Raw genomic sequence first — 24,711 nt, forward strand, 5'->3', positions numbered from 1 at the left:
ACGGCGAGGGGCGGTTACGGACGGCTACGGGCGCGCGTGCGGGTTCGGGCGCACCACCATCGCCGAGCCGCCGCCCCTGCGGTCCTTCTCCGCCGCCGCCAGCCAGCGGCCGTCCGGCAGCCGCTGGACGCCGGTCGTGGCACCGATCTCCGGGTTCTTGGTGAACGCGTGCCCCAGCGCTTCGAGTCGGGCGCGCAGCGGGCTGTCGTACAGACCCGGCTCCAGCTCCGTCGTCGCGGAGTTCCGCTGGCTCGCGCGCGGCGCGGCGATCGCGTCGACCAGCGGCAGACCCCGGTCCAGATGGCCGGTCAGGGTCTGGAGGACGGTCGTGATGATCGTCGCGCCGCCCGGCGAACCGAGCGCCAGCAGCGGCCGGTCACGGTCGTCGAGCACGATCGTCGGGGAGATGGACGACCTCGGCCGCTTGCCGGGACCGGGCAGGTTCGGGTCGTGGACGGCGGGGTTCGCCGGGGCGAACGAGAAGTCCGTCAGCTCGTTGTTGAGGAGGAAGCCCCGCCCGGGAACGGTGATGCCGCTGCCGCCGGTCGACTCGATCGTCAGCGTGTACGCGACGACGTTGCCCCACTTGTCGGCGGCCGTCAGATGGGTGGTGTTCTCCCCCTCGTACGTCGTCGGCGCCGCCGTGCCGCCCGCCGCGCAGGGCACCGGGTTCGACGGGTCACCGGGCGCCAGCGGGCTCTTGAGCGCCACGTCGTCCTTGATGAGGCACTCGCGCGAGTCGGCGAAGCGCTGCGACAGCAGGCCCTTGGTGGGAACGGACTCGAAGGCGGGGTCGCCGAGCCAGCGCCCCCGGTCGGCGAACGCGATCCGGCTCGCCTCGATGAAGCGGTGCAGATACTTCTCCTGCGACGCCTCGGAGAGGTCGGTGCGCTCCAGGATGTTGAGCGCCTCGCCGACGCTCGTACCGCCGGAGGACGACGGCGCCATGCCGTACACGTCGAGCCCCCGGTAGGAGATCTTCGTCGGCGCCGGCCGCTTGGTCCGGTACGCGGCCAGGTCGCCGGTCGTCAGATCGCCCGGCCGCACCTTGCGGGTGGCGGCCGGGTCGACGGGCGGGGTGCGGACGGTGCGCACGATGTCGCGGGCCAGCTCGCCCCCGTACAGCGCCTCGGTGCCGTGCCGGCCCAGTTCCGCGTACGTACGCGCCAGGTCGGGGTTCTTGAACACCGAGCCGGTGACCGGGAGTTCACCGCCCGGCAGGAACAGCTCGGCGGAGGCCGGGAAGTCGGCGAACCGGGCCTGGTTGGACTCGGTCTGGGAGCGGAATGTCGCGTCGACGGTGAAGCCGTCCTTCGCGAGGCGTTCGGCGGGCTTCAGCAACCGCCGCAGGGAGGTGCTTCCCCAGGAGTCGAGCGCCCGCTCCCAGGTCGCCGGGGTGCCGGGCGTACCGACACCGAGTCCGCTCGTGACGCCCTCGGCGAAGGGGATCGGCTTGCCGTCCTCCTGGAAGAGGGTGGCGTCGGCGGAGCGGGGGGCGGTCTCGCGGCCGTCGATGGTGTGGACGGAGCGGGACTTGGCGTCGTAGTAGACGAAGTAGCCGCCCCCGCCGATGCCGGCCGAGTAGGGCTCGGTGACGCCGAGCGCGGCGGCGGTCGCCACCGCCGCGTCCACGGCGTTGCCGCCGTCCCGCAGCACCTGGATGCCGGCGGCCGAGGCGTCCTTGTCGACGCTGGAGACGGCACCGCCGTGGCCGACGGCGACCGGCGATTTGGCGGGAGTCCTGTCGGGTGTCTTCGCCGGTGGGGCCTGGGCGGGCGCGGACGGCGGCGCCGCGGCACCCACCGACAGCATGGCGGCGGCAAGCGCCACGATCGAGATGTTGCGTACGGCGAGGCGGTGCATCTGTACCTCCGGTGGGCGTCCGTCAGCGGAGCGTAGCCTCAGCACTCGTGCCCCGCCAGAAGCACTTGCCCCGAAGTCCGGGCGGGATGTCCGTCGCGGCGCGGTCCCGCTAAAGTGCGCGCCCATGACTGACGACGTACGCAACATCGTTCTCGGGGTGCTCGCCGCCGGTATCTGTGTGTGTCTCGGCTGGGTCGCCCGCACCTATCTCTGGCGCCGCAAACTCCGCAGGAAGCAGGCGTTCTTCGGACTGCCCGGAAACTCCGAGTGTCTGCTGGTCGTCAACCGTGAGGCGGGCGGCGACGGCGCCGTCCACCGTCATGACGTCTTCGCGCTGCTGGAGATGTCCGCGCTGATCAAGGACTGCGGCGCGCACGCGCAGATAGTCCAGCACGACTCGGCGCAGCAGGGATTCGGGGAGCGTACGGAGTTCTGCCTCGGCGGCCCCGCGTCGAACCGCCGGATGGCCGCCCATCTCTCCTCGCTGCTGCCCGGCGTCAAGATCAACACGGATCCGGATCCGGGCCCGGACCGCGGGGCCTTCCAGATCGGCACCGAGCGCTACCGCGCGGAGCCGGGTGTCGCGGAGTACGTGATCCTGGCGCGGCTGACGGCGGGGCAGGATTCCCGACCGGTCTTCCTCTTCTGCGGACAGCGGGCCATCACCAACCAGGCGGCCTCGCGCTATCTGGCCAGGCACCACGAGAAGCTGGCGCGCAAGCACGGCCGGGACTCGTTCTGTCTGCTGCTGAAGGTGGTCAACTCGCAGGCGTACGGCCCCGATGTGGTCGAGCTGGTCGCCGATGTCACCAAGGCGGCGCAGGAGGCCGCGCCGGCCGTACGCGCCTCGCACCGGGCGAAGAGCTGACCCCGGCGGGCGAGGGCGGTCGAGCGGGGCGCGGATACGGAAGTGCGGATACGGAAGCGGATACGAAAGAGAGCGGCACCCTCGTCGTACATCGCGACGACGCGGGCCCGCTCCGGGGCGGACACGGCCCTCCCGGCGCGCAGCTGACCTTCTCCCCGGCCACGCCCGACCCTTGGTGCCTGTCGGTCCCGCGGTGCGAGAAGTGATCTCCGGCTGCTGCCGGCGGGACCTCCCGCGAGAAGCGGGAGGCGGGCCATGTCCCTTGAGCTACCGCGCCTCGGGCGGCGGCGGGACCATCCCCGCGTGCGCGGAGCACGGCGGACGCGTACGGACTCCCGGGGGATGCCCGAGGCCGGCGCGGCGTCCGTGGCCGCTGCCGGCCAAGCCACCGCCACCGTGGGGATGAACGGCAAATCGTAGTCCAGATCCGGCGCGATGAGCTCGCCCGCGTACCCGAACTCCCGGACCGGGGGATCCGGTCGGGGGTCCCTGGCCCCGTCGTGGAATCGGCTGCGGCTCCCGCCGCGGACTGCCCGTCGGACCGTGGTCGACGGCCATACGCTGCCCTCCCCGTTCTCGGCTCTGTCGAGGTCAGCGCAAACTATCCAGCCCGCCAAGGGACTTCACACCCGACACGCATAAATCGGGCATAAGCCGTATTAACGTCCAGGAGGTATGTCCGGCGTACGGCCGGCGCTCAGGCCTCGGCCGCCTCCGCGTACACCTGCGACAGCTCGGGCGCGCCACTGACGGCCCAGTCGAGGCCGGCCTCCACTACCTGGATCTCGCGGCCGGAGACAAGGCGCACGACGGGGTGACCGCCGGGCCAGATGTGCCAGGCCGCGCCTTCGACCGTACGCACGATGACCGTACCGAGATAGAGCCCCGCGTCGTTGCCCAGCCAGGGCAGCTCCTCCGGGTCGTCGCGCCAGTGCGGAGGCAGTTGGTCGAGTGCCTCCAACGAGGCCGGGGAATCGTCCAGTTCGAGACCGGACTGCCCTGCCCGGACACGCAGCAGCTCGCACTCGGAGAGCAGTTCGGCCACACCCTCCGCGTCGCCCCCCACGACGGACGCCGACGAAACCCCCTCGTCAGCGCCATTCCGTTTGCGCCAGTTGTCCAAGAAAGGGATGTTCATACCACTCAGCCTGCCATTTCCCCGTACCCACGCACCTCAGGGCACGCGGGCGGTATCAGAGGCAGAATGCCCACGGCCCGGCCCGCCGATACCGGCCCCGCCTCAGCAACATCAGAGGTCGAGATCGACGACGACGGGGGCGTGGTCCGAAGCACCCTTGCCCTTGCGCTCCTCACGGTCGACATAACTGTCCTTGACGGCAGCGGTGAAGGGCCCGTTGCCGTAGACGAGGTCGATCCGCATACCCCGGTTCTTCGGGAACCGAAGCTCGCGGTAGTCCCAGAAAGTGTACGGCTGGTCGTACTTGAGCGGTCGCGGCATCACGTCGGACAGACCGCCCGCGCGGAGCGCGGCCAGCGCGTCGCGCTCGGCGGGGGTGACATGGGTGGCGCCCTCGAAGAGCGCCGGGTCCCACACGTCCTGGTCGGTCGGCGCGACGTTGAAGTCACCGAGCACCGCGAACGGCCGGTCCCCCGCGCTGTCCTCGGCCACCGCCACCCGCAGCGCCTCCAGCCAGCGGAGCTTGTACGCGTAGTGGTCGTGCGTGACCTCACGGCCGTTGGGCACATACACCGACCAGACGCGGGCGCCGCCGCAGGTCGCGGAGATGGCGCGCGGCTCCTCGACGCCCTCGTACTCCGGGCCGCCGGGCAGGCCCTTGACGATGTCGTCGAGACCGACGCGGGAGATCAGCGCCACCCCGTTCCACCTGCCGGTGGCGTTGACCGCGGCCTCGTAACCCAGCTCGCGCAGGGCGTCGGACGGGAACTGCTCCAGGGTGCTCTTGGTCTCCTGGACGCACAGCACGTCCGTGCCCGTGGTCTCCAGCCAGGCCAGCAGCCGGGGCAGCCGGGCAGTGATCGAATTGACGTTCCAGGTGGCGATGCGCATGGACCACAGCCTATCCGCGAGGTCTGACAGTCATCGTCCGAGCCGTCACAGTTCGGTGCTCTCGCCGGGGTCCAGCCGGGCGTGGCCGGAGCCGCCGAGGCGGCCGACATGGCCGTCGTACATCGGCAGCGCCAGTTCGGTCAGCAGGGCGTCGTGGATGTCGAAGGTCCGGTGCGGCTTGACCTCGCGTACATAGTCGATCACCTCGGAGATCTTGTTCCACGGCGCGTGCACCGGGAGCATCAGCGTCTCCACGGGCCGGTCCGGGACGGTGAACGCGTCGCCGGGGTGGAACAGTGAACCGTCCACCAGATAGCCCACGTTGGTGACCTGCGGCAGATCGGGATGGATCACCGCGTGGAGTTCGCCGTGCACAGTCACGTCGAAGCCGGCCGCCGTGAAGGTGTCGCCGTGCCCCACCGTGTGCACCCGCCCCGGAAAGGCGGCCGACAGCTGGTCGGCGACGCTGCGCAGGGTCCAGATCTCGGTGGCGGGGTCCGCTTCGAGGGCGGCCCGCAGCCGGCCCTCCTCGAAGTGGTCGGGGTGCTCGTGCGTGACGAGGACGGCCTCGGCGCCGAGCGCCGCGTCCTGCTCACTGAAGACGCCGGGGTCGACGACGAGCGTCCGCCCGTCCTTCTCCAGCCGGACACAGGCATGGGACTTCTTGGTGAGCTTCACCGGGACCACCTTTCCTGGGCGCTGCTTCCCCCCAATGGTCGACACCCGCCGCCACGACGGCAAACGGGGCGCCGGACACGCCCTAGGCGTCGGGAGTGGTCTCCTCCTGGACGACCGCGCCGACGACGCGGAACGCCGCGTTCGCCGCCGGGAAGCCGCAGTAGACGGCCGCCTGAATGAGCACTTCCTTGATCTCGGCCGGGGTCAGGCCGTTGCGCAGGGCGGCCCTGGTCTCGACGGCGAGTTCGTCGAGATGACCACCGGCGACGAGCGCCGTCAGCGTCACACAGCTGCGGCTGCGGCGGTCCAGGCCGCCCCTGTTCCACACCTCGCCCCAGGCGTAGCGGGTGAGGAGTTCCTGGAAGTCGCCGCCGAAGCCGGCGGTCTCGGCCAGGACCTGGTCGACGTGGGCGTCACCGACGACCTCCCTGCGGATCCGCAGGCCCGCCTCGTAAGGATCCGGGCGTACGGCGGTCACGGCCTGCGGCTGCTCGGCGGAGGCGATGGCGGCGACCGGGGCGGTCATCGGCGACAGGGTCGGCGGCCCCGCCGGCGCCCCCGGACCCGGATAGGTGGCCCAGTCGGGCAGCACCGTGATGCCGGTCGAGGTGTCGGACGGGTTCTGCCAGGCGGTGGAGAAGTGGCGTATGAGCAGGTCGGTGACGGCGGCGGGCTGCTCGACGGGCGCCAGGTGCGAGGCTCCGGGCACGAGCGCGAGACGGGCGTCCGGTATCCCGGCGACCAGCGTGCGGGCCTCGGCGGGGCCGGTGACCTTGTCCTCGGCGCCGACCAGGACGAGCGTCGGCACACCGATACGGCCCAGCTCCGCCCGTACGTCGAAGGCGGCGAGCGCCTCGCAGGCGGCTATGTAGCACCCGGGGTCGGTCGTACGGACCATCTGGACCGCCCACTCGACGATCGCGGGCTGGGCGGCGGCGAAACCGGCCGTGAACCAGCGCTCGGGCGCCGCACGGGCCATCGGGTCGAGACCGTTCGTACGGACGATGACGCCGCGCTGGCGGAACTCGTCGGCCGTACCGAACCGCGGCGAGGACGCCACCAGCGCGAGCGAGGCGATCCGGTCGGGGCGGCGCAGCGCCAGTTCCGCGCCGATCGCGCCGCCGATGGAGCAGCCGACATAGCCGAAGCGCTGCACGCCGAGTCCGTCGAGCGTGGCCAGGAGCCGGTCCGCGAGTTCGGGAACACCGGTGGCGGGGTGGGCGGGGGCGCCGCCGTGGCCGGGGAGGTCGAACCGGAGCACCCGCCAGTGCTTGGCCAGTTCGGGGGTCTGGCGATCCCACATGTGCCAGGTCGTTCCGAGGGACGGCCCGATCACCAGGATCGGCGCGTCTTCCGGCCCGTCAAACCGGTATTGCAGGGTCTTGGTCGTCGTCTCGCTCACCCGCTCACGCTCCCATATCCCACGATCCGCGTCGGGAGGGGGTTGGGCACACTCGCCAGACCTCCACATCCGGCCGGCCGGGCGTGTCGGCCCGGCCGGCGGCGGGTGTCGGGTGCGGCGGCGGACGTCAGAAGGCGGGGCGGAGCCGGGGCGGAGCCGGGGCGGTCGTCCGGTGTGGCTCACGGAGTGGTCGTGGAGACCACGTACACGCGGGGCATCGCCGGGTCGCTCAGGTCGACGGTGATGTCCTGGGTGGGCCGTGGGTCCTTCTGTTTGTGCGTGGTGCCCGACCACACGCGGGTGGGGATGAAGTTCCAGCCCACGGTGCGCGCGTCGCGGGGGGCGATGGTGACTTTGCCCTCCGTCAGCGCGGAGCGGTGCGTGCCCAGCTCGGTGAGGAAGGTGTCGAGCCGGCCGGACGTCACGTTGAACTGCACATACAGCCGGCTGGACTTCCAGTTGCTGGTCTCGTAGTAGCGCACGTGTGTGGCGCGCCCGGGGATCGGCACCTCGAAGACCCGCTGCTTCATCCGGGACGGTACGGCGTCCACGAGGCCGGTCGCCGAGGACTCCAGCTCCTTGTCGAGACCGCTGCGCCTGCTCTGGCCGGCCGAGATCACCAGATAACCGGCGGGGATGCCGATGAGCAGCACGATCACTATCGCCGTCACCCACCGGCGGCGGACCATATGGCGGTGGTTCTCCGGCGGCTTCTGCATCGTCTCAGGGGACTTCGACTGATGGGGCACGGTCATGAGGGGGGTTCCTGGCTGGTGCGGGGGGCGCGGCTGGGGCTCGTACGGGGTTCTCGGGGCGGCTCCGGTGCTTCGGGGCCCTCCGGTGCTTGGCGCGTCTGCGTCTCGGGCTTCGGCTCCCTCGCGGGCTCCGACTCCGGCTCCGGCTCCGCCGCCGTGGCGGACTCCTGCCGTTCGCGCACCGCCGCCGCGCGGGACTCCTCGGCCTCGCGCAGCTCCTGCTCCTCGCGCAGGTCCTGCGGCATCCGGCCGGTGCGGATCGCCTCCGCGTACAGCTCGTACTTCTCGTACCGCTCAAGCCTGCGGCGGTTCGCCCGGCGGAAGCGGCGCGCGACGAGCCTGGAGAGGTCGGCCGCGCCGACCATGCCCGCCTCGGGGCCCAGCTGCGCCTTGGCGATACGGGCCTCCGGCCGGTACCCGCGCCCGGTGAGCTGGCGGCGGAAGGCTTCTCGCGCGGGGCCGATCAGTAGATCGTCCGCCGCGCTGACGCCGCCGCCGATGACGAAGCAGGAGGGGTCGAGCGCCGCCGCCAGATTCGCGATGCCGACGCCGAGCCACTGGCCGATCTCCTGGAGCAGTTCGACGCACATGGCGTCGCCCTCGCGGGCCAGCTCGGTGATCAGAGGTCCGGTGATGTCGGGGATATGGCCCTTGACGCGTTCGATGAGGTTGTACGCCACCGGCGAGTCGGCGGCGGCCAGTTCCCTGGCCTCCCTGACGAGCGCGTTGCCCGAGCTGTACTGCTCCCAGCAGCCCCGGTTGCCGCACGGGCAGCGGTGTCCGGCGGGCACGACCTGCATATGGCCGAACTCGCCCGCCACGCCGTACTTGCCGCGCTTGACCCGGCCGTCCTCCAGTATGGCGCCGCCGATACCGGTGCCGAGCGTGATCATGACGAGATGGTCCTCGCCGCGTCCGGCGCCGAAGCGCCACTCCGCCCAGGCTGCGGTGTTCGCGTCGTTGTCGACCATCACCGGGACGGCGAGCCGGGAGGAGATCGAGTCGCGCAGTGGTTCGTCGCGCCAGGCGAGATGCGGGGCGAAGAGGATCTTCGCGCGGTCCGCGTCCACCCAGCCGGCGGCGCCGATGCCGACGGCGTGCACGTCGTGGCGGTCGGACAGGTCCAGCACCAGCTCGACGATGGTGTCCTCGACGACCCGCGGGCTCTTGGACTTGTCCGGCGTCTCGGTGCGGATCTTCTCCAGGATGTTGCCGTCCGGGTCGACGACGCCGGCCATCACCTTCGTACCGCCGATGTCGATGCCGACGGTGGGCACGCGCGGCGCGGAGGCGTGCGAGCGGCGCTCGCGGGTGCCGACGGTCCGCAGGACGGTGGCGCGCGCGGAGCCGCGGTGGGTGAGGTCGCGGTAGGTGCTCATCGGACCGGCCCCCTCGTACGGGCCCGGCGGGCGGCTCCGATCGCGCCCGTACGGGCCCGGCGGGCGGCTCCGACCGCGCGGGGGGCGTCTCCCGTGGCCGAAGGGCTACGGGGCGGAGGGGGCGTGCCAGGCGCCGCGGGGCAGGCGGGACGTCTCAAACACGGCCTGGCGGAACGCGGCCTGGGTACTCGCACGTGTCGTGTCGTCCCTGCGGGTCGGGGGCTCGGCGCGCCGGGTGTCCGGGGCGTCGGCGGTGGACGGGGTGTCCACCGCCGCCGATTCTGCCATCCGGAAGGTGTCCAGGTCGGTCAGGGCTTGGCACTGCCGCCCGGCGGCTTCCCGTTTCCGTCCTCGTCCACCGGATGCCCCCCGCCGTCCACCGGACGGCCACCGAGATGGGCCGGGGCGGGGGCCTTCGCCAGTTCGTGGCTCAGCTCCTCCAGCTCCGAGCCGCCCGCCATCTGGCGGGTCAGCTCGTCCAGCGTGATCGATTCCCTGGTGTGGCTGCCGGCCATGACACCACGCTTGAGCAGGACGAAGCGGTTGCCGACGAGATAGGCGTGGTGCGGGTTGTGGGTGATCAGGACGACGCCGAGCCCCGCGTCACGGGCGGCGGCCACGTACTTCAGTACGACTCCGGACTGCTTCACGCCGAGCGCGGCGGTCGGCTCGTCCAGGACGAGGACCTTCGCGCCGAAGTGGACGGCGCGGGCGATGGCCACGCACTGCCGTTCGCCGCCGGACAGGGTCCCGATGGGCTGGTCGACGTCGCGCAGGTCGATCCCCATCCGCAGCAGTTCCTCACGGGTGGTGCGGCGCATCTGTTCGACGTCGAGGCGCTTGAAGGGGCCCTTGCCCTTCGTCGGTTCGGAGCCGAGGAAGAAGTTCCGCCAGACGGGCATCAGCGGTACGACGGCGAGGTCCTGGTAGACGGTGGCGATCCCCAGGTCGAGCGCCTCGCGCGGCGAGCCGAGCGTCGCCTGCTTGCCGTCGATGAGGAATTCGCCCGCGTCGTGCCGGTGCAGTCCCGCGATGATCTTGATGAGGGTGGACTTGCCCGCGCCGTTGTCGCCGAGGACGCAGGTGATCTCGCCGGCGTGCACCTCCAGCGAGACGCCTTCGAGAGCGCGGATGTTGCCGTAGTACTTACTGACGTCGTCCAGTTCCACGAGGGGTGTCGTGGTGGCCGTGCCGCCGCTGTGCGTGCCGGTCATCGGGTCGCCTCCGCGCGCTTGCGGACCCATGCGTTGAGCAGGGTGGCCAGAAGGAGCATCGCTCCGAGGAAGAACTTGAACCAGTCCGGGTTCCACTCCGCGTACACGATGCCCTTGCTGGTCATGCCGAAGATGAAGGCGCCGACGGCGGAGCCGATCGCCGAGCCGTAGCCGCCGGTGATCAGACAGCCGCCGATGACGGCGGCGATGATGTAGATCAGCTCGTTGCCGACGCCCTCGCCGGACTGGACGACGTCGAACGAGAAGAGCAGATGCTGGCCGGAGACCCAGGCGCAGAAGCCGACCCCCATGTAGAGGCCGATCTTCGTCAGCCGGACCGGGACGCCGACGGCGCGGGCGGCCTCGGCGTTGCCGCCGACCGCGAAGATCCAGTTGCCGAAGCGGGTACGGAGCAGGATCCAGGTCGCCAGCGCGACCAGCCCCGCCCACCAGAGAATGGTGACCTTCAACTCGACGCCGCCGAGGGTCAGTTCGGAGGCGAAGAGCTTACGCGCCGACTCGAAGCCCTCCATGTCGCCGATGCTCTTGGTCGACACGGTGTCGCTGATCAGCTTGGTCACACCGAGATTGAGGCCCGTCAGCATCAGGAAGGTGCCGAGGGTGATGATGAAGCTGGGCAGTTTCGTGCGCGTCAGCATGAAGCCGTTGAACACCCCGATGGCCAGGGTGACCAGCAGGGACACGAGGACGCCGACCCAGACGTTCGCCGTCATCTGGTAGCTGAACATCGAGGAGATCAGCGCCGAACTGGTCACCAGCACACCGGCGGACAGATCGAACTCGCCGCCGATCATCAGCAGCGCCACCGGCACCGCCATGATCCCGATCGTGGACGCCGCGTACAGGACGGTGCCGAAGCTGGACGTCTTCAGGAACGAGTCGGCGACGACCGAGAAGAAGAGGAACACCGCCACGGCGCCGACGACAGCGCCCAGTTCGGGCCTGCCGAGCAGCTTGCGCAGCACCGAGTCGCCGAGCAGCCGCTCGTCCCCCGCCGGGCCGCCGCCGCCCCCGCCGTCGCCCGGGCGGTCCTTCACTGGTGGTGCGGTTGTGGTCATCGGGTCCCTCGCTCCGCGTATTTCTCCAGCTCGGCGGCGTCCTGCTTGTTGATGATCTGCGGTCCGGTGAGGACCGGGAGCCCGCCGCCGAGTACGTCGGCGTTGTACTTGTAGAGCCAGAGCAGATCGACGGCCTCGTACCCCTGGAGATACGGCTGCTGATCGACGGCGAAGCCGAGCCGGCCCGCCTTGAGCGAGCCCGCGACCGCCTCGTTGAGGTCGAACGTGTCGATCTCGGCCTTGCTGCCCGCCGTCTCCTTGGCCTTGACGGCGGTGTCCGCGAAGGGCGCGCCGAGCGTCACGACGGCGTCGATGCTCTTGTCGGTCTGGAGCTTCGCCTCGATGGACGCCTGGACGTCGGGCATGTTGGTGCCGTCGACGTACAGATTCTGCATCGTGCCGTCGAAGGTCTTCTTCGCCCCCGCGCAGCGCTGCTCGTGGCCGACGTTGCCCTGCTCGTGCAGGACGCACAGGGCCTTCTTCCTGCCCCGCTTGTCCAGTTCGTCGCCGACGGCCTCACCGGCGATGGACTCGTCCTGGCCGATATGGGTGAGCGCGCCGAACTGCTTGGACTGCTCGGAGCCCGAGTTGACGGTGATCACCGGGATGCCGGCCTTGGCGGCCTTGGCGACGACGGCCTTCATCGCGTCGGGCTTGGCGAGCGTGACGATCAGCCCGTCGACGCCCTTGTCGATGTACGACTGGACGAGCTGCGCCTGCTGCTGGCCCTCGTCGCTCTTCGCGTACAGGAAGTCGATGTTGTCCTTGACCGCGGCCTCCTCGGCGCCCTTCTGGACGATGTCCCAGAAGGTGTCGCCGTCTCCCGAGTGGGTGACCATGGCGAACGTCCACTTGGGTGTGCTCACCGCGGCCCGCCCCCGGGCCTGGGCCTCCGCCGCCGCGGCCCGCTCCTCGGCGCGCTTGCCGCCGGTGCTGCTGCACCCCGCCAGGGTCGCCGCCCCGAGCACCACCGCGAGCACCGCGCCCGTCGCGCGTACCCCTGTCCGAACCCCACCGACCCTTGCCACGACGCCGTGCCCTTCTTGCCGTACTTCCCCACACCGCTGCCGGTGCCGCCGGGCGCGGCAGGTCCCGGCCCGGCGGCCCAAGTATCGGGCATGGGTGTACGGGGCATGGTCATCGGGTGCCACGGGCGGTGAACTTCTCCAGTGCCGGGACGTCCTTCTCGGTCACGAGCGCGGGCCCGGTGAGTACGGGCTTGCCGCCGCCGACGACATTGCCGTTGTTCTTGTTGAGCCACAGCTCGTCGACGGCGAGATAGCCCTGGAGATAGGGCTGCTGGTCCACGGCGAAGCCGATCTCCTTGGCCTTGAGCTGCTTCACCACGTCCGCGTTGAGGTCGAAGGTGTTGATCTCGGCGCCGGCACCGGCGCCCTCCTTGGCCTTGACGGAGGCGGCGGCGAAGGGCGCGCCGAGCGTGACGACCGTGTCGAACTCACCGGCGGCCTTGGCGCTCTGGAGCTTGGCCTCGATGGACGACGTGGACGCGGGCATGTTGGTGCCCTCGATGTTCAGATTCTCCACGGTGCCCTCGAAGGCCTTCTTCACGCCCGCGCAGCGCTCTTCGAGCGAGACGTTGCCCTGCTCGTGGATGACGCAGAGCGCCTTCTTCCTGCCGCGCTTGTTCAGCTCCTCGCCGACGGCCTCACCGGCGATGGCCTCGTCCTGGCCGATATGGCCGAGCGCCCCGAACGGCTCGGAGAACTCGGCGCCGGAGTTGATCGTGACGACCGGGATCCCGGCGGCGGCGGCCTTGGCGAGGACGGCCTTGACCGCCTCGGGCTTGGCGAGGCTGACCACGAGTCCGTCGACGTCCTGGTCGATGTAGCTCTGGATCAGCTGGGCCTGCTCCTTGCCCTCCTTGTTGGCCGCGTAGAGGAAGTCGACGTTGTCCTTGGCCGCCGCGACCTTGGCGCCGCTCTGCACGATGTCCCAGAAGGTGTCGCCCTCGCCGGAGTGCGTGACCATGGCGATCTTCATGCGCGGGGTCTTGGCGACCGCACCGCCGCCGCCGTCGTCGGCCTTGTCCTCGGAGTCCTTGCCGCCCGAGCCGCTGCATCCGGCGACGAGGGCGAGCGCGCATGCGGTGAGCAGCGCCGCCGCCGTACGGCCCGCCGCCTTTCGGTTGGTACGCATGGTGGGTCCGCCTTCTCTCCCCGCCGCCCCGTTGCGGCTGGAGGAGTTCTAGCGGCGGGCGCGCGGCCCCGTCAATACTTTGTCCGAACATTCTTACGAAGAATTGGACGTGCGCCGCGTCGCGGAAGGGCGCCTCAGGGCCGGACGAGGAGCTGGAACTCGAAGACGTAACGCGAGGCCCGGTAGATGTGGTCCCCGAACTCGACGGCCCGGCCCGTGTCGTCGAACGTCGTGCGCTCCATCGCGAGCAGCGGCCCGCCGCTCGCCTCGCCGAGCAGCCGGGCCTCCTCGGCGTCGGCGGCGCGCGCGCCGACCGACTGGCGGGCGCTGTGCAGCGTGATGCCGACGGCGCGCATCATCCGGTAGAGGCCGGTGGATTCGAGCTGTGCGGTGTCGCAGTCGAGGAGTCCGACGGGGAGATGGTTGCGCAGCCGGGCCATCGGTTCGTCGTGGGCGTACCGGAGCCGTTCGACCAGCCGTACGTCCGCCCCTTCCGGGACGCCGAGCGCGGCGGCGATCCGTGCCGTGGCCGGTTCGACCGTGTTGCGCAGCACACGGGTGGCGGGGCGCTGGCCGGCCGCCTCCAGGTCGTCGTAGAGACTGCTCAGCTCCAGGGGGCGTCTGACCTTGCTGTGCAGGACCTGGGTGCCGACGCCCCGGCGGCGGACCAGCAGTCCCTTGTCGACCAGTGACTGGATGGCCTGGCGGACGGTGGGCCGGGAGAGCCCGAGCCGGGCGGCCAGCTCGATCTCGTTGCCCAGCAGGCTTCCCGGCGCGAGTCCGCCCTGCTCAATGGCCGCTTCGAGCTGCTGCGACAGCTGGAAGTAGAGCGGGACCGGGCTGGTGCGGTCGACACCGAGCTGGAGCGTGGCGGTCTGGGAGGCCGACCCGCTCGGCTGCTCTGGTTCCGGCTGCTTGGGCACGGTGGCGAGCGTAGCCCCGTGAGATGTGGACGGAAAGTCCTGTAGTTCGGTTGTCAGGACAAGCGGCGGACAACCGGCGGGACAACGGGCCCACCGGGCGGCGGACCGGCACGGGAGAGACACCGTCCGAACAAAGATCAACAACAGGTCTAAATGTCAGGACAAACGCTTGACATGGCGACTGGGCGAAGGCCACCTTGGGGGCCATGCGCATCGGACTCATCGGCACCGGCCGTATCGGCACCTTCCACGCTGAGGCGCTGAGCCGCCATCGCGAGGTCGGCTCCCTCGTCGTCGCCGACACGGACGCGGCACGGGCCGCGCATGTCGCCGACCGTACGGGCTCCACCGCGGCCCCCTCGGTGGACGAGGTCTTCTCCTGGGGCGTGGACGCCGTCGTCATCGCCTCCGCCACCTCGGCCCACGCCGATCTGATCAGCCGCGCCGCGCGGGCGGGGCTGCCCGCCTTCTGCGAGAAGCCGATCGCGCTGGACCTCAAGGGCACGCTGAACGCGCTGAGCGAGGTCGACTCCGCCGGGACCGTCCTGCAACTGGGCTTCATGCGCCGCTTCGACGCCGGTTACGGGGCGGCCCGCGATCTCGTACGGTCCGGGGCGCTGGGCCGGCTGCACACCGTACGCGCGATCACCTCCGACCCCGCGCCGCCGGCCCCGGAGTATCTGCCGCTGTCCGGCGGGCTCTACCGGGACTGTCTGGTCCACGACTTCGACATCATGCGCTGGGTCACCGGCCGCGAGGTGGTGGAGGTGTACGCGACGGGCTCGGACGCCGGTCCCCCGATGTTCCGCGACGCCGGGGACATCGACACGGCCGCCGCCGTCCTGACCCTGGACGACGGGACGCTCGCCACCGCCACCGCCACCCGCTGCAACGGCGCGGGATACGACGTACGGATGGAACTGGCCGGCGAGCTGGACCAGTTCGCGGTCGGCCTCGACGACCGTACGCCGATCACCTCGACCGAGCCGAAGGGGCCGCCGCGCTGCGACAACCCGTGGCCGGGGTTCCTGGAGCGGTTCGCGCCGGCGTACGAGGCGGAGCTGGACGCCTTCATCCGGGTCGTGGGCGGCGAGCTGGCGAACCCGTGCGACGGGCACGAGGCGCTGCACGCGCTGCGGATCGCGGAGGCGTGCGAACTGTCGCGGGCGGAGCACCGGCCGGTGCGGCTGGCGGAGATCCCGGGCGGCTGACCGGGCGGCTGACCGGGCGGCTGACCGGGCGGACCGTTGCCACGGCCCGCCCGGGGCCCTCGTCACCGAGTGACGCGGGCCTGCCGGGTCACGCGGGCCTACGGGGTCAGGCCGGCCTGCCGGGTCACGCGGGCTTCGGCACCGGCAGGACCGTGCCCTGCGCCACCGCGCACAGCGTCTCCGTGCCGTCGTCCGCCACCGTGAGCAGGTCGCAGCGCACCGTCGCCTGCCGACGGCCCGCGTGGACGACCGAGGCGCGGGCGACCAGGGTGCGGCCGGTGCCGGGGCGCATGTACTGGATGGAGAAGCCCGCCGTCAGCACGGCCGGGCCGAGCACCGAGCCCGCGGCGAAGGTCATGCTGTTGTCGGCCGCGTATGCCAGCACTCCCCCGTGCAGATAGCCGTTCTGCTGCTGAAGGTCCTTGCGGATGTCCAGCTCCAGCTCCGCCTCGCCGTCCCCGAAGACCATGACCCTGGTACCGAGCAGGCTGCTGAAAGGCTGGCTGTCCAGCACCTTCCGCGCCAGGACGATGTCGAACTCCTGCATGGTCTGACTCCTCCGGAATCGCCCGCGCGGCACCCCGCGCATCGAGGCCCTGTCGTACTGATCTCGCCGGACTCGCGAGCCGGGCGAGATCCGCACGACAGGCCCTATGCCTACCACCGCACCGGCAGACCCCGCACCCCACGGATCAGCATTCCGGGCAGCCAGTCCAGCGGCCCCGCGTCCGGGTCGAGGGTCAGATCGGGGCAGCGCTCGAGAAGGGTACGGATCGCGATCCGGGCCTCCAGGCGCGCGAGCGGCGCGCCGAGGCAGTGGTGGATGCCGTGCCCGAAGGCCAGATGGCCGTGGTTCTGGCCCTTGGCGCCGGTCGCCGTGGCCGTCGCCGTACGCCGGATGTCGAAGCGGTCCGGGTCCGGGTAGCGCGCCGGGTCGCGGCCGGCGGCGCCGAGGCCGACGAGCACCGCCTCGTACGCGGGGATGACCGTGTCGCCGACGGTCACGGGCTCGCTGGTGAAGCGCGCGGTGGCGTTGAGTACGGGGCCGTCGTAGCGCAGCGTCTCCTCGATCGCGCCGTCGAGCAGTCCGAAGTCCTCGCGCAGGGCGGCCAGTTGATCGGGGTGGCCGAGCAGGGCGCGTACCCCGTTGGTGATGAGGTTGACGGTCGTCTCGTGCCCGGCGACCAGCAACAGATAGGCCATGGCGCGCAGTTCGGCGGCGGAGAGCCGGTCGCCGTCCTCGGCGCGGGTGCGCAGCAGGGCGGAGAGCAGATCGTCGGCGGGGCCGGCGCAGCGCTTGTCCTCGATCAACTCGTCGAAGTAGGCGCCGAGTTCGTGGACGGCCGTGTGCTCGGACTCGGGGCCGGCCGGTGCCACGATCTCCGTCGACCAGGCGCGGAAGATGTCACGGTCGCCGGCGGGCACCCCGAGGAGTTCGCAGATGACGGTGATGGGCAACGGGTAGGACAGCGACTCGACCAGATCGCCGTGGCCGGCGGGGAGCATCGCGTCGATCAGCTCGTCGGTGAGGCGCTGGATCCGCATCCGCAGCCCGGCGACCCGGCGGGCGGTGAACTCGCGGGCGACGAGCTTGCGCAGGCGGGTGTGGTCGGGCGGGTCGACGACCAGCAGATTGGGGCCTATGACCCGCTCGTCGAGCATGCTTCCGCCCACGGTCGCGGGGGACTTGGCGAGCCGGGGGTCGGCGAGGGCGGCGCGCGCCTCGCGGTGACCGACGATGAGCCAGAGCCGGTCGCCGCGCGGGGTACGGGTCTCATGGACCGGTCCCGACTCGCGCAGTTTCGCGTAGTAGGGGTACGGATCGGCGGTGAAATCGGGTCCGTACGCACCCAGATCGACGACACTCATCACGTCAGGTTACGTCGCTCCGGCGTACGCCGGGGACCTGGACCCGACGCGGGGCGCGCCGGGCGGGCTCGTCACCCGCCGTCCGCCACCAGATCGGCGTCGTGCACCAACAGGGCGATCTGCACACGGTTGTTGAGGCCCAGCTTGGCCAGGATGCGGGACACGTGCGCCTTGACGGTCGGGACGCTCAGATACAGCGCGGCGGCGATCTCCGCGTTCGAGCTGCCGCGTCCGACGGCGAGCGCGACCTCGCGCTCGCGCTCCCCGAGCCGGGCCAGCCGGCCGGTCGCCGCGTCCTTGCGCACGCCGGTCGGCGCGCCCGCGACATGGACCATCAACTGGCGGGTGACGGCCGGGGAGAGCACCGGCTCGCCGGCCGCCACCTGCCGTACCGCCGCGACGATCTCGGCCGGGGGCGTGTCCTTCAGGACGAATCCGGCGGCGCCCGCGCGCAGCGCCCGCAGCACCTGCTCGTCGGCGTGGAACGTGGTCAGGACAAGGACTTCGGGCGCGCCGGCGCGCGCCCGCAGCCGTTCGGTGGCGGTGAGGCCGTCCATGACTGGCATCCGGATGTCCATGAGGACGACGTCGGGTGTGCGTTCGCGGACGAGCGACTCGACCTCGGAGCCGTCGGACGCCTCCCCCACGATCTCGATGCCGTCCGCGCCGCCCAGCATGAAGGTCAGTCCGGCGCGTACGAGGGGGTCGTCGTCGACGATGAGCAGCCGGACGGTGGTGGTGGTCATGCGGACCACGGTAGCCAGGCCTTGACGGCGAATCCGCCGCCCGGCGTGGGTCCGTGCTCGAACCGGCCGCCGGCCAGCGTGGCGCGCTCGGTCAGCCCGATCAGCCCCTGACCGGATCCCGGCACGTGCGGGACAGCGCCGCGCGGTGCCTCGTTGCGTACCTCGACGGTGAGGCCGTCCCCCGGGCCGCCGCTCACCAGGACGGTGGTGCCGGTGCCGGGGGCGTGTTTGCGCGCATTGGTCAGGCCCTCCTGGGCGATGCGGTAGGCGGTGCGGCCGATGGTGGACGGTACGGCCCCGGGGTCGTGGACACCGCTGTCGAGGGTGACCTCCATCCCGGCCGCGCGGGACTCGGCGATCAGGGCGTCCAGGGTGGCGAGGGTGGGCTGCGGGCGCTCGCCGTCGTCGCCGGGGGCGCGCAGCACACCGATGATCATGCGCAGGTCCTGGAGCGCCTCGTGGGCGCTGTCGCGGATCACACCGGCGGCTCTGGCCACCTCGGGAGCCGGCGCGTCGGGTCTGAACTCCAGCGCGCCGGCGTGGACGCTGAGCAGCGTCAGCCGGTGCGCCAGCACGTCGTGCATCTCGCGGGCGATGGCTTCGCGGGCCAGCCGCTGCGCCTGCTCGGCGCGGAGTGCGGCCTCGTTCTCGGCGCGTACGGCGCGTTCGCGCAGGGCGAGGACCAGCTGTCGACGGGCCCGCACGAGCATGCCCCAGGCGAGCGCGAGGAGGATGAGGAGCGCTCCGAGGATGACCGCGAAGAGATGGGAGATGGTCGGGTCGGGGCGCAGATACGCCTGGCCGGTCATGCCGGCCAGGCCGACGACCGCGACATAGGCGACGGGCTTGAACGGCCGGTGGATGGCCAGGCTGAACAGCGCCACCAGGGTGGCCCCGACCGCCGTCGGCGCCACGACCTCCACCACGACGAGGCCGAGCGCCAGCCCCACCGGCCAGCGCCGCCGCACCCACAGCGCGCAGCAGGCCGCGAGGCCGATCAGCAGGTCGGCCATGATGAGCGGCTCGCTGTTGCCCGCCTGCTCGGCGGTGTCCAGCGCGAGCATGCCGACGAAGACGGCGAAGAAGAAGACGATCAGATCGACGACCCAGTCCCGTACGGTCCGCCGCTGCCGCCGCCCGCCCCGTTTCCCGGCGGAATCGGGGTCGACGGCCCCTGCCATGGCCGAGGGCAGCAGCCAGGGGTACTCCGTACGCGTCATACGACCAATCTATGCAGGTGGGGCGCGCGATGGCGCCCGGTGGGCGAGGACGGATACCAAAGTCTCGGGGTCGTCTACTTAGGACGTGGCGCACTCGTCGCCGCGGTCGCCGTCACCGTCCGATTCCCGCCGGTGGTCGTGGCCGGGCGGCGGTTTGATCGAGGGCATCGGAAGCACCCACTCGTCGCCCGCCGTCGCGGGCGACCGATCGAAGGACGCACCACATGTCTGTTTCGGATTCCACGCCGGCCGGCCGGACCGCACTGGTCACCGGTGGCAGCCGGGGTATCGGGGCCGCGATCGCCCTGCGGCTCGCCCAGGAGGGTGTGGATGTCGCGATCACCTACGTGGCGCACGAGGCCGCCGCGCTGGACGTCGTACGGAAGATCGAGGCGACCGGGCGGCGCGGTCTCGCGCTGCGCGCCGACTCGGCGGACCCCGCGCAGGCCGTGGGCGTGGTGGAGCGGGCCGTCGACGGGCTCGGCGGGCGGCTCGACATCCTCGTGAACAACGTCGGGACAGGGCTGCTCGGTCCTCTCGACTCCTTCCCGGTGGCCGACGTCGGCCGACTGCTCGCGGTGAATGTCCAGGGCGTCTTCCTCACCACGCAGGCCGCGGCGACGCGGCTCGGGCGCGGTGGCCGGATCGTCACCGTCGGCAGTTGCATGACCCAGCGGGTGCCCGGCCCCGGCGGCACGCTCTACGCGACGAGCAAGTCCGCGCTGATCGGGCTGACGAAGGCGCTGGCGCGGGAGCTCGGCGAGCGGGGGATCACGGCGAACATCGTCCACCCGGGTCCGACCGACACGGACATGAACCCGGCCGACGGCCCGTACGCGGCGGGTCAGAGCGCGATGACGGCGCTCGGCCGGTACGGGTCCGCCGACGAGGTGGCGTCGATGGTGGCGTTCCTGGCGGGTGACGAAGCGGCGTATGTCACGGGCGCCGAGTTCGCGGTGGACGGCGGGCACGCGGCCTAGGGGGTGCGTAGGCACGGCCTGGGCGTACCTAGGGCGTGCTGTTCAACTCCCGGTGGTGGGAGGCCAGTCGGGCCGCCCCCTCGTCGGTGAGTGAGCCGAAGAGGCGCAGTCGGGAGATGCCGCCGTCCGGGAAGATGTCGAGGCGGACCTGATGGGCCGTCACGGGGCGGTCCAGGACGAAGCGGTGGTTGGTGTCGGGCTGGAGGCGGGTACGGGGCAGGATCTCGGTCCAGTCCCCGTCGTCCGTCGCCGGCCCGCCGGCCCGTACGGAAAGCGCCGCCCAGCCCGCCGAGTTGCCCTTGAGATACGCCGTGTCGATCTCGACGGCGCGGATCTCGGACTGCCCGGCCAGGGCGTAGCGGATCCAGTCGTTGCCCCGGTCACGGCGGCGGCGGGTCTCCCAGCCGTCGTCCATCTGGCGTGAACGGCCCGGCAGGATGGTGTTGGTGGCCGGTGAGTAGAAGCGGTCGGACGCGTCCTCGACCCGGCCGCCGTTCTCCAGGGCGACGAGGTCGAACGTACCGAGCGCGGCCAGCCAGACCGGATCGGGTACGACTTCGCCGTACACCCGCAGCCGCGCGATCCCGCCGTCGGGATGCTGGTTGACCCGCAGATGGGTGAAGCGGCGTCCGGCGTCGACGGTGAAGCCGTTGGCCGCGTGCCCGCCGACCGCCGTGCGCGGTACGAGAGTTGTCCAGCCCACGCCGTCGGCGAGCAGGTCGTCCGGGGACGGGGAGCCGGGCAGGGACGTGGCCTCGACGGACACGGCCTGGGGGTAGTTGCCGCGGAAGTGGGCGGTGTCGACCACGATGCCGCGTACGACGCCGGGCGCGCCCAGCCGGACCAGGGCCCAGTCGTGGTCCTCGTCGGTGGGGTGCGGTCGGGCGGCGGAGGCGCCGCGCCGGCGGCGGGTCTCCCAGCCGTCCATGATCTTGCCCTTGTGGCCGAAGCGCTCGGGGTCGAACTCGGCGGGCCCCGGCTTCAGCAGATTCTCGCGCTCGGCGAAGAACTCGTCGTTGGCGGCGACGACCCCGGCGCCGAGCCTGCGGTCGGCCAGGTCGACGAGGTGGGTGAAGGGGAGGCCCGCGGAGCGGTGGTCGGCGTACGGGTCGCCGCCGGCGTACGGGCGGGCGTCACCGGTGAAGCGGGGGATCCCGGGTGTGGGCGACGGGTTCGTGGTCACGGTCGGTCGGTCCTTTCGAGCAGTCGGCCCGAGGGCTCGGCGATGACTCCGTCGGCGACGACGCGCCGGCCGCGCAGCCAGGTCGACCTGACGACGCCGTACAGCGTGCGGCCCGCGTACGCGGTGACGCGGTTGCGGTGCTGGAGCGCGGCGGGATCGACGGTGAACGATTCGTCGGGCGCGAGCACCGCGAAGTCCGCGTCGCGGCCCGCCTCGATCGCGCCTTTCGTGTCCAGACCGGCCAGCGCGGCGGGGGCCGTCGACATCCAGCGGGCCACGTCGCCCAGCGAGTGACCGCGCCGGCGGGCCTCGGTCCAGATGGCCGGCAGTCCGAGCTGGAGCGAGGAGATGCCGCCCCAGGCGGTCGCGAAGTCGGAGGTCTTGAGGTCGGTGGTGGAGGGTGAGTGGTCGGAGACGACGCAGTCGATCGTCCCGTCGGCCAGCCCCTGCCACAGGGCGTCCTGGTTGGCGGCCTCCCGGATGGGCGGGCAGCACTTGAACTCCGTCGCGCCGTCCGGGACTTCCTCGGCGGTGAGGGTGAGGAAGTGCGGGCAGGACTCGACGGTCAGCCGCACACCGTCACGCCTGGCCTCGGCGATCATCGGCAGCGCGTCGGCGGACGACAGATGCAGGACGTGTACGCGGGCGTCCAGCCGGCGGGCGGCGGCGATCAGGCCCTTTATCGCGGTGTTCTCGGCATCGCGGGGGCGGGAGGCGAGGAAGTCGGCGTACTTCGCGCCGGTGCGGTGCGGCGCCGCGGCCAGTTCGGCCGGGTCCTCGGCGTGCACGATGAGCAGCCCGCCGAAGCCGGCGATCTCCGTGAGCGACGCGTCGAGCTGCGCGGCGTCCAGCTCGGGGAACTCCTCGACACCGGACGGCGACAGGAACGCCTTGAAGCCGAACACCCCCGCGTCATGAAGGGACTTGAGGTCCTGGACGTTGTCGGGGAGCGCGCCGCCCCAGAAACCGACGTCGATGTGCGCCTTGGGGCCCGCGACCTCCCGTTTGATCCGCAGATGGGCCGTCGTGGTCGTCGGCGGCAGGGAGTTGAGCGGCATGTCGATCAGGGTGGTGATACCGCCGGAGGCCGCCGCGCGGGTGGCGGTCCAGAAGCCCTCCCACTCGGCGCGGCCGGGGTCGTTCACATGCACATGGGTGTCGACGAGGCCGGGGAGGACCACATCGTCGCCGACGTCCTCCAGGCGGGCGCCGGGCGGGAGTTCGGAGCCGTACCCCCGCTCGTACGGGAGCACCGCCGTGATCGTGCCGCCGGTGACGGCGACCGACGCGGGGCGCGTGCCGTCGGGGGTGACGACGCGCGTCGAGCGCAGCACCAGGTCCACGTTCCGGTCCGGATCGGTCACCGGCCACCCTCACTTCCGTCATATCCACACGAACGTGTCATCGAATTCAACGAACTGTTGAAGGAGTCTTCATGCCGGACCGGGGTCCGTCAAGAGCACTCCACCCGGACCGCACCCCGTGCACTACACTGAAGTGTTTCCATCAGGCGAAAACTGACTTTCACCAGACAGAAGCCCACTCCGCCCGCCAACCGTACGGACCGATCACGCCAGGTGACCGGCGACACCCGGACAGCCACCCGGACAGACACCCCCTGACCGGCGAATACGCGGCGGCGCCGGGCGGTCCGCCGGCCCGTCCGCGGACCGGCCACCCACCGGACCGCCCGGTAAACTGCTGACTCGCCCGCCCGTCCCGCCCCGAGAGGACCGTTGTTGTGCCGACGTCCAGCGCCGCCAGCGCCACCGACGCCGCCAAGCCCGCATCCGCGAGCGGCGGCGTCCAGTCCCTCGAACGGGCCTTCGACCTTCTGGAGCGGATGGCGGACGCGGGCGGCGAGGTCGGCCTGAGCGAGCTCTCGGCCAGCAGCGGACTGCCGCTGCCGACCATCCACCGGCTGATGCGCACGCTCGTCGCCTGCGGTTATGTACGGCAGCAGTCGAACCGGCGGTACGCGCTCGGCCCGCGCCTCATCCGGCTCGGCGAGTCGGCGTCGCGACTGCTCGGCACCTGGGCGCGGCCGTATCTGGCGCGGCTGGTCGAGGAGACCGGCGAGACGGCGAACATGGCGCTGCTCGACGGCGACGAGATCGTGTATGTCGCGCAGGTGCCCTCCAAGCACTCCATGCGGATGTTCACCGAGGTCGGCCGCCGGGTGCTCCCCCACTCCACGGGCGTGGGCAAGGCGCTTCTCGCGCACACGCCGGCCGAAGAGGTACGGGCGCTGCTCGCGCGGACGGGCATGCCCGCCGCCACCGAGAAGACGATCACGACGCCGGACGGTTTCCTGGCGGCGCTCGACGTGGTGCGCGCGGCCGGTTACGCGGTGGACGACAACGAGCAGGAGGTGGGGGTCCGCTGTCTTGCGGTGCCGGTGCCCAACTCCCCCACGCCCGCGGCGATCTCCATCTCGGGGCCGGCCGGCCGGGTCACGGAGACGGCGACCGAGCGGATCGTGCCGATACTCCAGGAAGTGGCGCGGGATCTGTCCGAGGTGCTGGCGAACACCGCCGCCGCGGCCCCTCAGCAGGGTTGAGCCCGGCGGTCCAGCAGGTCCAGCGTGAACGCCCGAGCGCCGTACGCCCCAATCCCCTGGGACGTACGGCGCTCGGGCACTTCAAGGCCGTTACCCGATACCTGAAAGACCGGGTGGGCGGCCAGGCGCGCTCTAGTGCCCTAATTCTCCGAAGAGGTCGACCGCCTTCCTGACATCCATCAGGGTGGGCGCCAAGGCGCTCACCGAGCCGATCGAGCCGACGATCAGCAGCAGCGAACGACGCATCCGCAGAATCTCCGGATCGCCTCCCGCCACCATCGCGGCCATCGCGGCCAGTTCTTCCTCCGCGATCCCTCTGTCTCTGAACTCACTCGGATACGCGGCGAGTTCCCGTCTGAGACGGGCCACGGAGAACCGCAGCCCGGCCAGTCTCGGATCCTCACTCTGCTCTGTCACTCGCGTATGCCCCACGCTCCGCAACAAAGTTCTTCCCCCTCGCACGCCATGGTGCATGTGCCTTCGGCATGGTGCCCGCCCCGCCGGCGCCTCCCTTTTTCACACGCCCGGCGCCGTGAGACGCGGGACAGTAAACGCCACCGGAGCGGCCGTGCGCCACCGAACGGACAATATTCAA

Annotated in this window: 23 protein-coding genes and 1 pseudogene; 4 read left to right on the plus strand and 20 right to left on the minus strand. The window is 71.4% G+C overall.

The window, feature by feature from the left end:
• Nucleotides 1–24: 24 nt before the first annotated feature.
• A complete protein-coding gene (gene ggt / locus ACFYNU_RS04020; protein WP_356584792.1) occupies nucleotides 25–1,863 on the minus strand; it encodes a gamma-glutamyltransferase in 1,839 nt (612 codons plus the stop codon).
• Nucleotides 1,864–1,987: 124 nt separating this feature from the next.
• On the opposite strand from ggt, the gene ACFYNU_RS04025 reads away from it, so the two are divergent.
• Nucleotides 1,988–2,731, plus strand: a complete 744-nt coding sequence (locus ACFYNU_RS04025; RefSeq protein WP_356584791.1) for a hypothetical protein — start codon at nucleotides 1,988–1,990, stop codon at nucleotides 2,729–2,731.
• A 697-nt stretch (nucleotides 2,732–3,428) separates the two neighbouring features.
• On the opposite strand, the gene ACFYNU_RS04030 is transcribed toward ACFYNU_RS04025, so the two are convergent.
• The 12 genes and pseudogenes from ACFYNU_RS04030 to ACFYNU_RS04085 all read right to left on the minus strand — a co-directional run bounded on the left by ACFYNU_RS04030 (nucleotide 3,429) and on the right by ACFYNU_RS04085 (nucleotide 14,347).
• Complete coding sequence (locus ACFYNU_RS04030; RefSeq protein WP_356584790.1) at nucleotides 3,429–3,869, minus strand: DUF6278 family protein; 441 nt, start codon at nucleotides 3,867–3,869, stop codon at nucleotides 3,429–3,431.
• A gap of 111 nt (nucleotides 3,870–3,980) precedes the next feature.
• On the minus strand, nucleotides 3,981–4,760 hold the full coding sequence (locus ACFYNU_RS04035) for an exodeoxyribonuclease III (protein ID WP_356584789.1): 780 nt from the start codon (nucleotides 4,758–4,760) through the stop codon (nucleotides 3,981–3,983).
• A 45-nt stretch (nucleotides 4,761–4,805) separates the two neighbouring features.
• Entirely contained in the window at nucleotides 4,806–5,438 is a 633-nt protein-coding gene (locus ACFYNU_RS04040; protein WP_356584788.1) for an MBL fold metallo-hydrolase, read from the minus strand.
• A gap of 82 nt (nucleotides 5,439–5,520) precedes the next feature.
• Nucleotides 5,521–6,840: an alpha/beta fold hydrolase gene (locus ACFYNU_RS04045; protein WP_356584787.1), complete on the minus strand. Its 1,320-nt coding sequence runs from the start codon at nucleotides 6,838–6,840 to the stop codon at nucleotides 5,521–5,523.
• A gap of 179 nt (nucleotides 6,841–7,019) precedes the next feature.
• Nucleotides 7,020–7,595 (minus strand): hypothetical protein, encoded by a 576-nt coding sequence (locus tag ACFYNU_RS04050; protein WP_356584786.1) that lies wholly within the window; start codon nucleotides 7,593–7,595, stop codon nucleotides 7,020–7,022.
• Nucleotides 7,596–7,828: 233 nt separating this feature from the next.
• A pseudogene (locus ACFYNU_RS04055) lies at nucleotides 7,829–8,974 on the minus strand (ROK family glucokinase); the annotation flags it as partial.
• 105 nt (nucleotides 8,975–9,079) lie between these two features.
• Complete coding sequence (locus ACFYNU_RS04060; protein ID WP_356584785.1) at nucleotides 9,080–9,262, minus strand: hypothetical protein; 183 nt, start codon at nucleotides 9,260–9,262, stop codon at nucleotides 9,080–9,082.
• A gap of 20 nt (nucleotides 9,263–9,282) precedes the next feature.
• Nucleotides 9,283–10,188 (minus strand): ATP-binding cassette domain-containing protein, encoded by a 906-nt coding sequence (locus tag ACFYNU_RS04065; protein ID WP_356584784.1) that lies wholly within the window; start codon nucleotides 10,186–10,188, stop codon nucleotides 9,283–9,285.
• The gene (locus ACFYNU_RS04070) at nucleotides 10,185–11,267 is read right to left on the minus strand and encodes an ABC transporter permease (RefSeq protein ID WP_356584783.1); all 1,083 of its coding nucleotides are present in this window, start codon (nucleotides 11,265–11,267) and stop codon (nucleotides 10,185–10,187) included. Before ACFYNU_RS04070 ends, ACFYNU_RS04065 begins: the two co-directional genes overlap by 4 nt.
• Nucleotides 11,264–12,295: a sugar ABC transporter substrate-binding protein gene (locus ACFYNU_RS04075; protein ID WP_356584782.1), complete on the minus strand. Its 1,032-nt coding sequence runs from the start codon at nucleotides 12,293–12,295 to the stop codon at nucleotides 11,264–11,266. The genes ACFYNU_RS04070 and ACFYNU_RS04075 overlap by 4 nt, the downstream gene beginning before the upstream one ends.
• A 109-nt stretch (nucleotides 12,296–12,404) precedes the next feature.
• On the minus strand, nucleotides 12,405–13,424 hold the full coding sequence (locus ACFYNU_RS04080; RefSeq protein ID WP_356584781.1) for a substrate-binding domain-containing protein: 1,020 nt from the start codon (nucleotides 13,422–13,424) through the stop codon (nucleotides 12,405–12,407).
• 134 nt (nucleotides 13,425–13,558) lie between these two features.
• Complete coding sequence (locus ACFYNU_RS04085; RefSeq protein WP_388765028.1) at nucleotides 13,559–14,347, minus strand: GntR family transcriptional regulator; 789 nt, start codon at nucleotides 14,345–14,347, stop codon at nucleotides 13,559–13,561.
• 206 nt (nucleotides 14,348–14,553) lie between these two features.
• Here ACFYNU_RS04085 and ACFYNU_RS04090 point away from each other — a divergent pair, with 206 nt between their 5' ends.
• A complete protein-coding gene (locus ACFYNU_RS04090; protein WP_356584780.1) occupies nucleotides 14,554–15,558 on the plus strand; it encodes a Gfo/Idh/MocA family oxidoreductase in 1,005 nt (334 codons plus the stop codon).
• Nucleotides 15,559–15,682: 124 nt separating this feature from the next.
• Here ACFYNU_RS04090 and ACFYNU_RS04095 read toward each other — a convergent pair whose 3' ends face one another.
• The 4 genes from ACFYNU_RS04095 to ACFYNU_RS04110 all read right to left on the minus strand — a co-directional run bounded on the left by ACFYNU_RS04095 (nucleotide 15,683) and on the right by ACFYNU_RS04110 (nucleotide 19,393).
• Nucleotides 15,683–16,105, minus strand: coding sequence for a PaaI family thioesterase (locus ACFYNU_RS04095; protein ID WP_356584779.1), 423 nt, complete (start codon nucleotides 16,103–16,105; stop codon nucleotides 15,683–15,685).
• A gap of 110 nt (nucleotides 16,106–16,215) precedes the next feature.
• Entirely contained in the window at nucleotides 16,216–17,427 is a 1,212-nt protein-coding gene (locus ACFYNU_RS04100; RefSeq protein ID WP_356584778.1) for a cytochrome P450, read from the minus strand.
• Between the two features lie 71 nt (nucleotides 17,428–17,498).
• Nucleotides 17,499–18,173, minus strand: a complete 675-nt coding sequence (locus ACFYNU_RS04105; protein ID WP_356584777.1) for a response regulator transcription factor — start codon at nucleotides 18,171–18,173, stop codon at nucleotides 17,499–17,501.
• Nucleotides 18,170–19,393: a histidine kinase gene (locus ACFYNU_RS04110; RefSeq protein WP_356584776.1), complete on the minus strand. Its 1,224-nt coding sequence runs from the start codon at nucleotides 19,391–19,393 to the stop codon at nucleotides 18,170–18,172. Before ACFYNU_RS04110 ends, ACFYNU_RS04105 begins: the two co-directional genes overlap by 4 nt.
• Before the next feature lie 224 nt (nucleotides 19,394–19,617).
• On the opposite strand from ACFYNU_RS04110, the gene ACFYNU_RS04115 reads away from it, so the two are divergent.
• Nucleotides 19,618–20,373, plus strand: coding sequence for an SDR family oxidoreductase (locus ACFYNU_RS04115; protein ID WP_356584775.1), 756 nt, complete (start codon nucleotides 19,618–19,620; stop codon nucleotides 20,371–20,373).
• A gap of 28 nt (nucleotides 20,374–20,401) precedes the next feature.
• Here ACFYNU_RS04115 and alc read toward each other — a convergent pair whose 3' ends face one another.
• Nucleotides 20,402–21,556: an allantoicase gene (alc, locus tag ACFYNU_RS04120; protein ID WP_356584774.1), complete on the minus strand. Its 1,155-nt coding sequence runs from the start codon at nucleotides 21,554–21,556 to the stop codon at nucleotides 20,402–20,404.
• Entirely contained in the window at nucleotides 21,553–22,920 is a 1,368-nt protein-coding gene (gene allB, locus ACFYNU_RS04125; RefSeq protein WP_356584773.1) for an allantoinase AllB, read from the minus strand. The genes alc and allB overlap by 4 nt, the downstream gene beginning before the upstream one ends.
• 377 nt (nucleotides 22,921–23,297) lie before the next feature.
• Here allB and ACFYNU_RS04130 point away from each other — a divergent pair, with 377 nt between their 5' ends.
• Complete coding sequence (locus tag ACFYNU_RS04130; protein ID WP_356584772.1) at nucleotides 23,298–24,116, plus strand: IclR family transcriptional regulator; 819 nt, start codon at nucleotides 23,298–23,300, stop codon at nucleotides 24,114–24,116.
• A gap of 132 nt (nucleotides 24,117–24,248) precedes the next feature.
• Here the strand turns inward: ACFYNU_RS04130 and ACFYNU_RS04135 are convergent, their stop codons facing one another.
• Nucleotides 24,249–24,560 (minus strand): DUF5955 family protein, encoded by a 312-nt coding sequence (locus ACFYNU_RS04135; protein ID WP_356584771.1) that lies wholly within the window; start codon nucleotides 24,558–24,560, stop codon nucleotides 24,249–24,251.
• Nucleotides 24,561–24,711: the final 151 nt, after the last annotated feature.

Source organism: Streptomyces sp. NPDC006643 (assembly GCF_042870175.1).
Classification (GTDB): domain Bacteria; phylum Actinomycetota; class Actinomycetes; order Streptomycetales; family Streptomycetaceae; genus Streptomyces.

Excerpts from the sequence above, each read along its gene's own strand:
- ACFYNU_RS04065 (WP_356584784.1), bottom strand. The coding sequence starts at position 10,188 with ATGACCGGCACGCACAGCGGCGGCACGGCCACCACGACACCCCTCGTG.
- ACFYNU_RS04110 (WP_356584776.1), bottom strand. The coding sequence starts at position 19,393 with ATGACGCGTACGGAGTACCCCTGGCTGCTGCCCTCGGCCATGGCAGGG.
- ACFYNU_RS04050 (WP_356584786.1), bottom strand. The coding sequence starts at position 7,595 with ATGACCGTGCCCCATCAGTCGAAGTCCCCTGAGACGATGCAGAAGCCG.
- ACFYNU_RS04090 (WP_356584780.1), top strand. The coding sequence starts at position 14,554 with ATGCGCATCGGACTCATCGGCACCGGCCGTATCGGCACCTTCCACGCT.
- ACFYNU_RS04070 (WP_356584783.1), bottom strand. The coding sequence starts at position 11,267 with ATGACCACAACCGCACCACCAGTGAAGGACCGCCCGGGCGACGGCGGG.
- ACFYNU_RS04080 (WP_356584781.1), bottom strand. The coding sequence starts at position 13,424 with ATGCGTACCAACCGAAAGGCGGCGGGCCGTACGGCGGCGGCGCTGCTC.
- ACFYNU_RS04105 (WP_356584777.1), bottom strand. The coding sequence starts at position 18,173 with ATGACCACCACCACCGTCCGGCTGCTCATCGTCGACGACGACCCCCTC.
- ACFYNU_RS04115 (WP_356584775.1), top strand. The coding sequence starts at position 19,618 with ATGTCTGTTTCGGATTCCACGCCGGCCGGCCGGACCGCACTGGTCACC.
- ACFYNU_RS04035 (WP_356584789.1), bottom strand. The coding sequence starts at position 4,760 with ATGCGCATCGCCACCTGGAACGTCAATTCGATCACTGCCCGGCTGCCC.
- ACFYNU_RS04030 (WP_356584790.1), bottom strand. The coding sequence starts at position 3,869 with ATGAACATCCCTTTCTTGGACAACTGGCGCAAACGGAATGGCGCTGAC.
- ACFYNU_RS04025 (WP_356584791.1), top strand. The coding sequence starts at position 1,988 with ATGACTGACGACGTACGCAACATCGTTCTCGGGGTGCTCGCCGCCGGT.
- ACFYNU_RS04060 (WP_356584785.1), bottom strand. The coding sequence starts at position 9,262 with ATGGCAGAATCGGCGGCGGTGGACACCCCGTCCACCGCCGACGCCCCG.
- ACFYNU_RS04095 (WP_356584779.1), bottom strand. The coding sequence starts at position 16,105 with ATGCAGGAGTTCGACATCGTCCTGGCGCGGAAGGTGCTGGACAGCCAG.
- ACFYNU_RS04100 (WP_356584778.1), bottom strand. The coding sequence starts at position 17,427 with ATGAGTGTCGTCGATCTGGGTGCGTACGGACCCGATTTCACCGCCGAT.
- ggt (WP_356584792.1), bottom strand. The coding sequence starts at position 1,863 with ATGCACCGCCTCGCCGTACGCAACATCTCGATCGTGGCGCTTGCCGCC.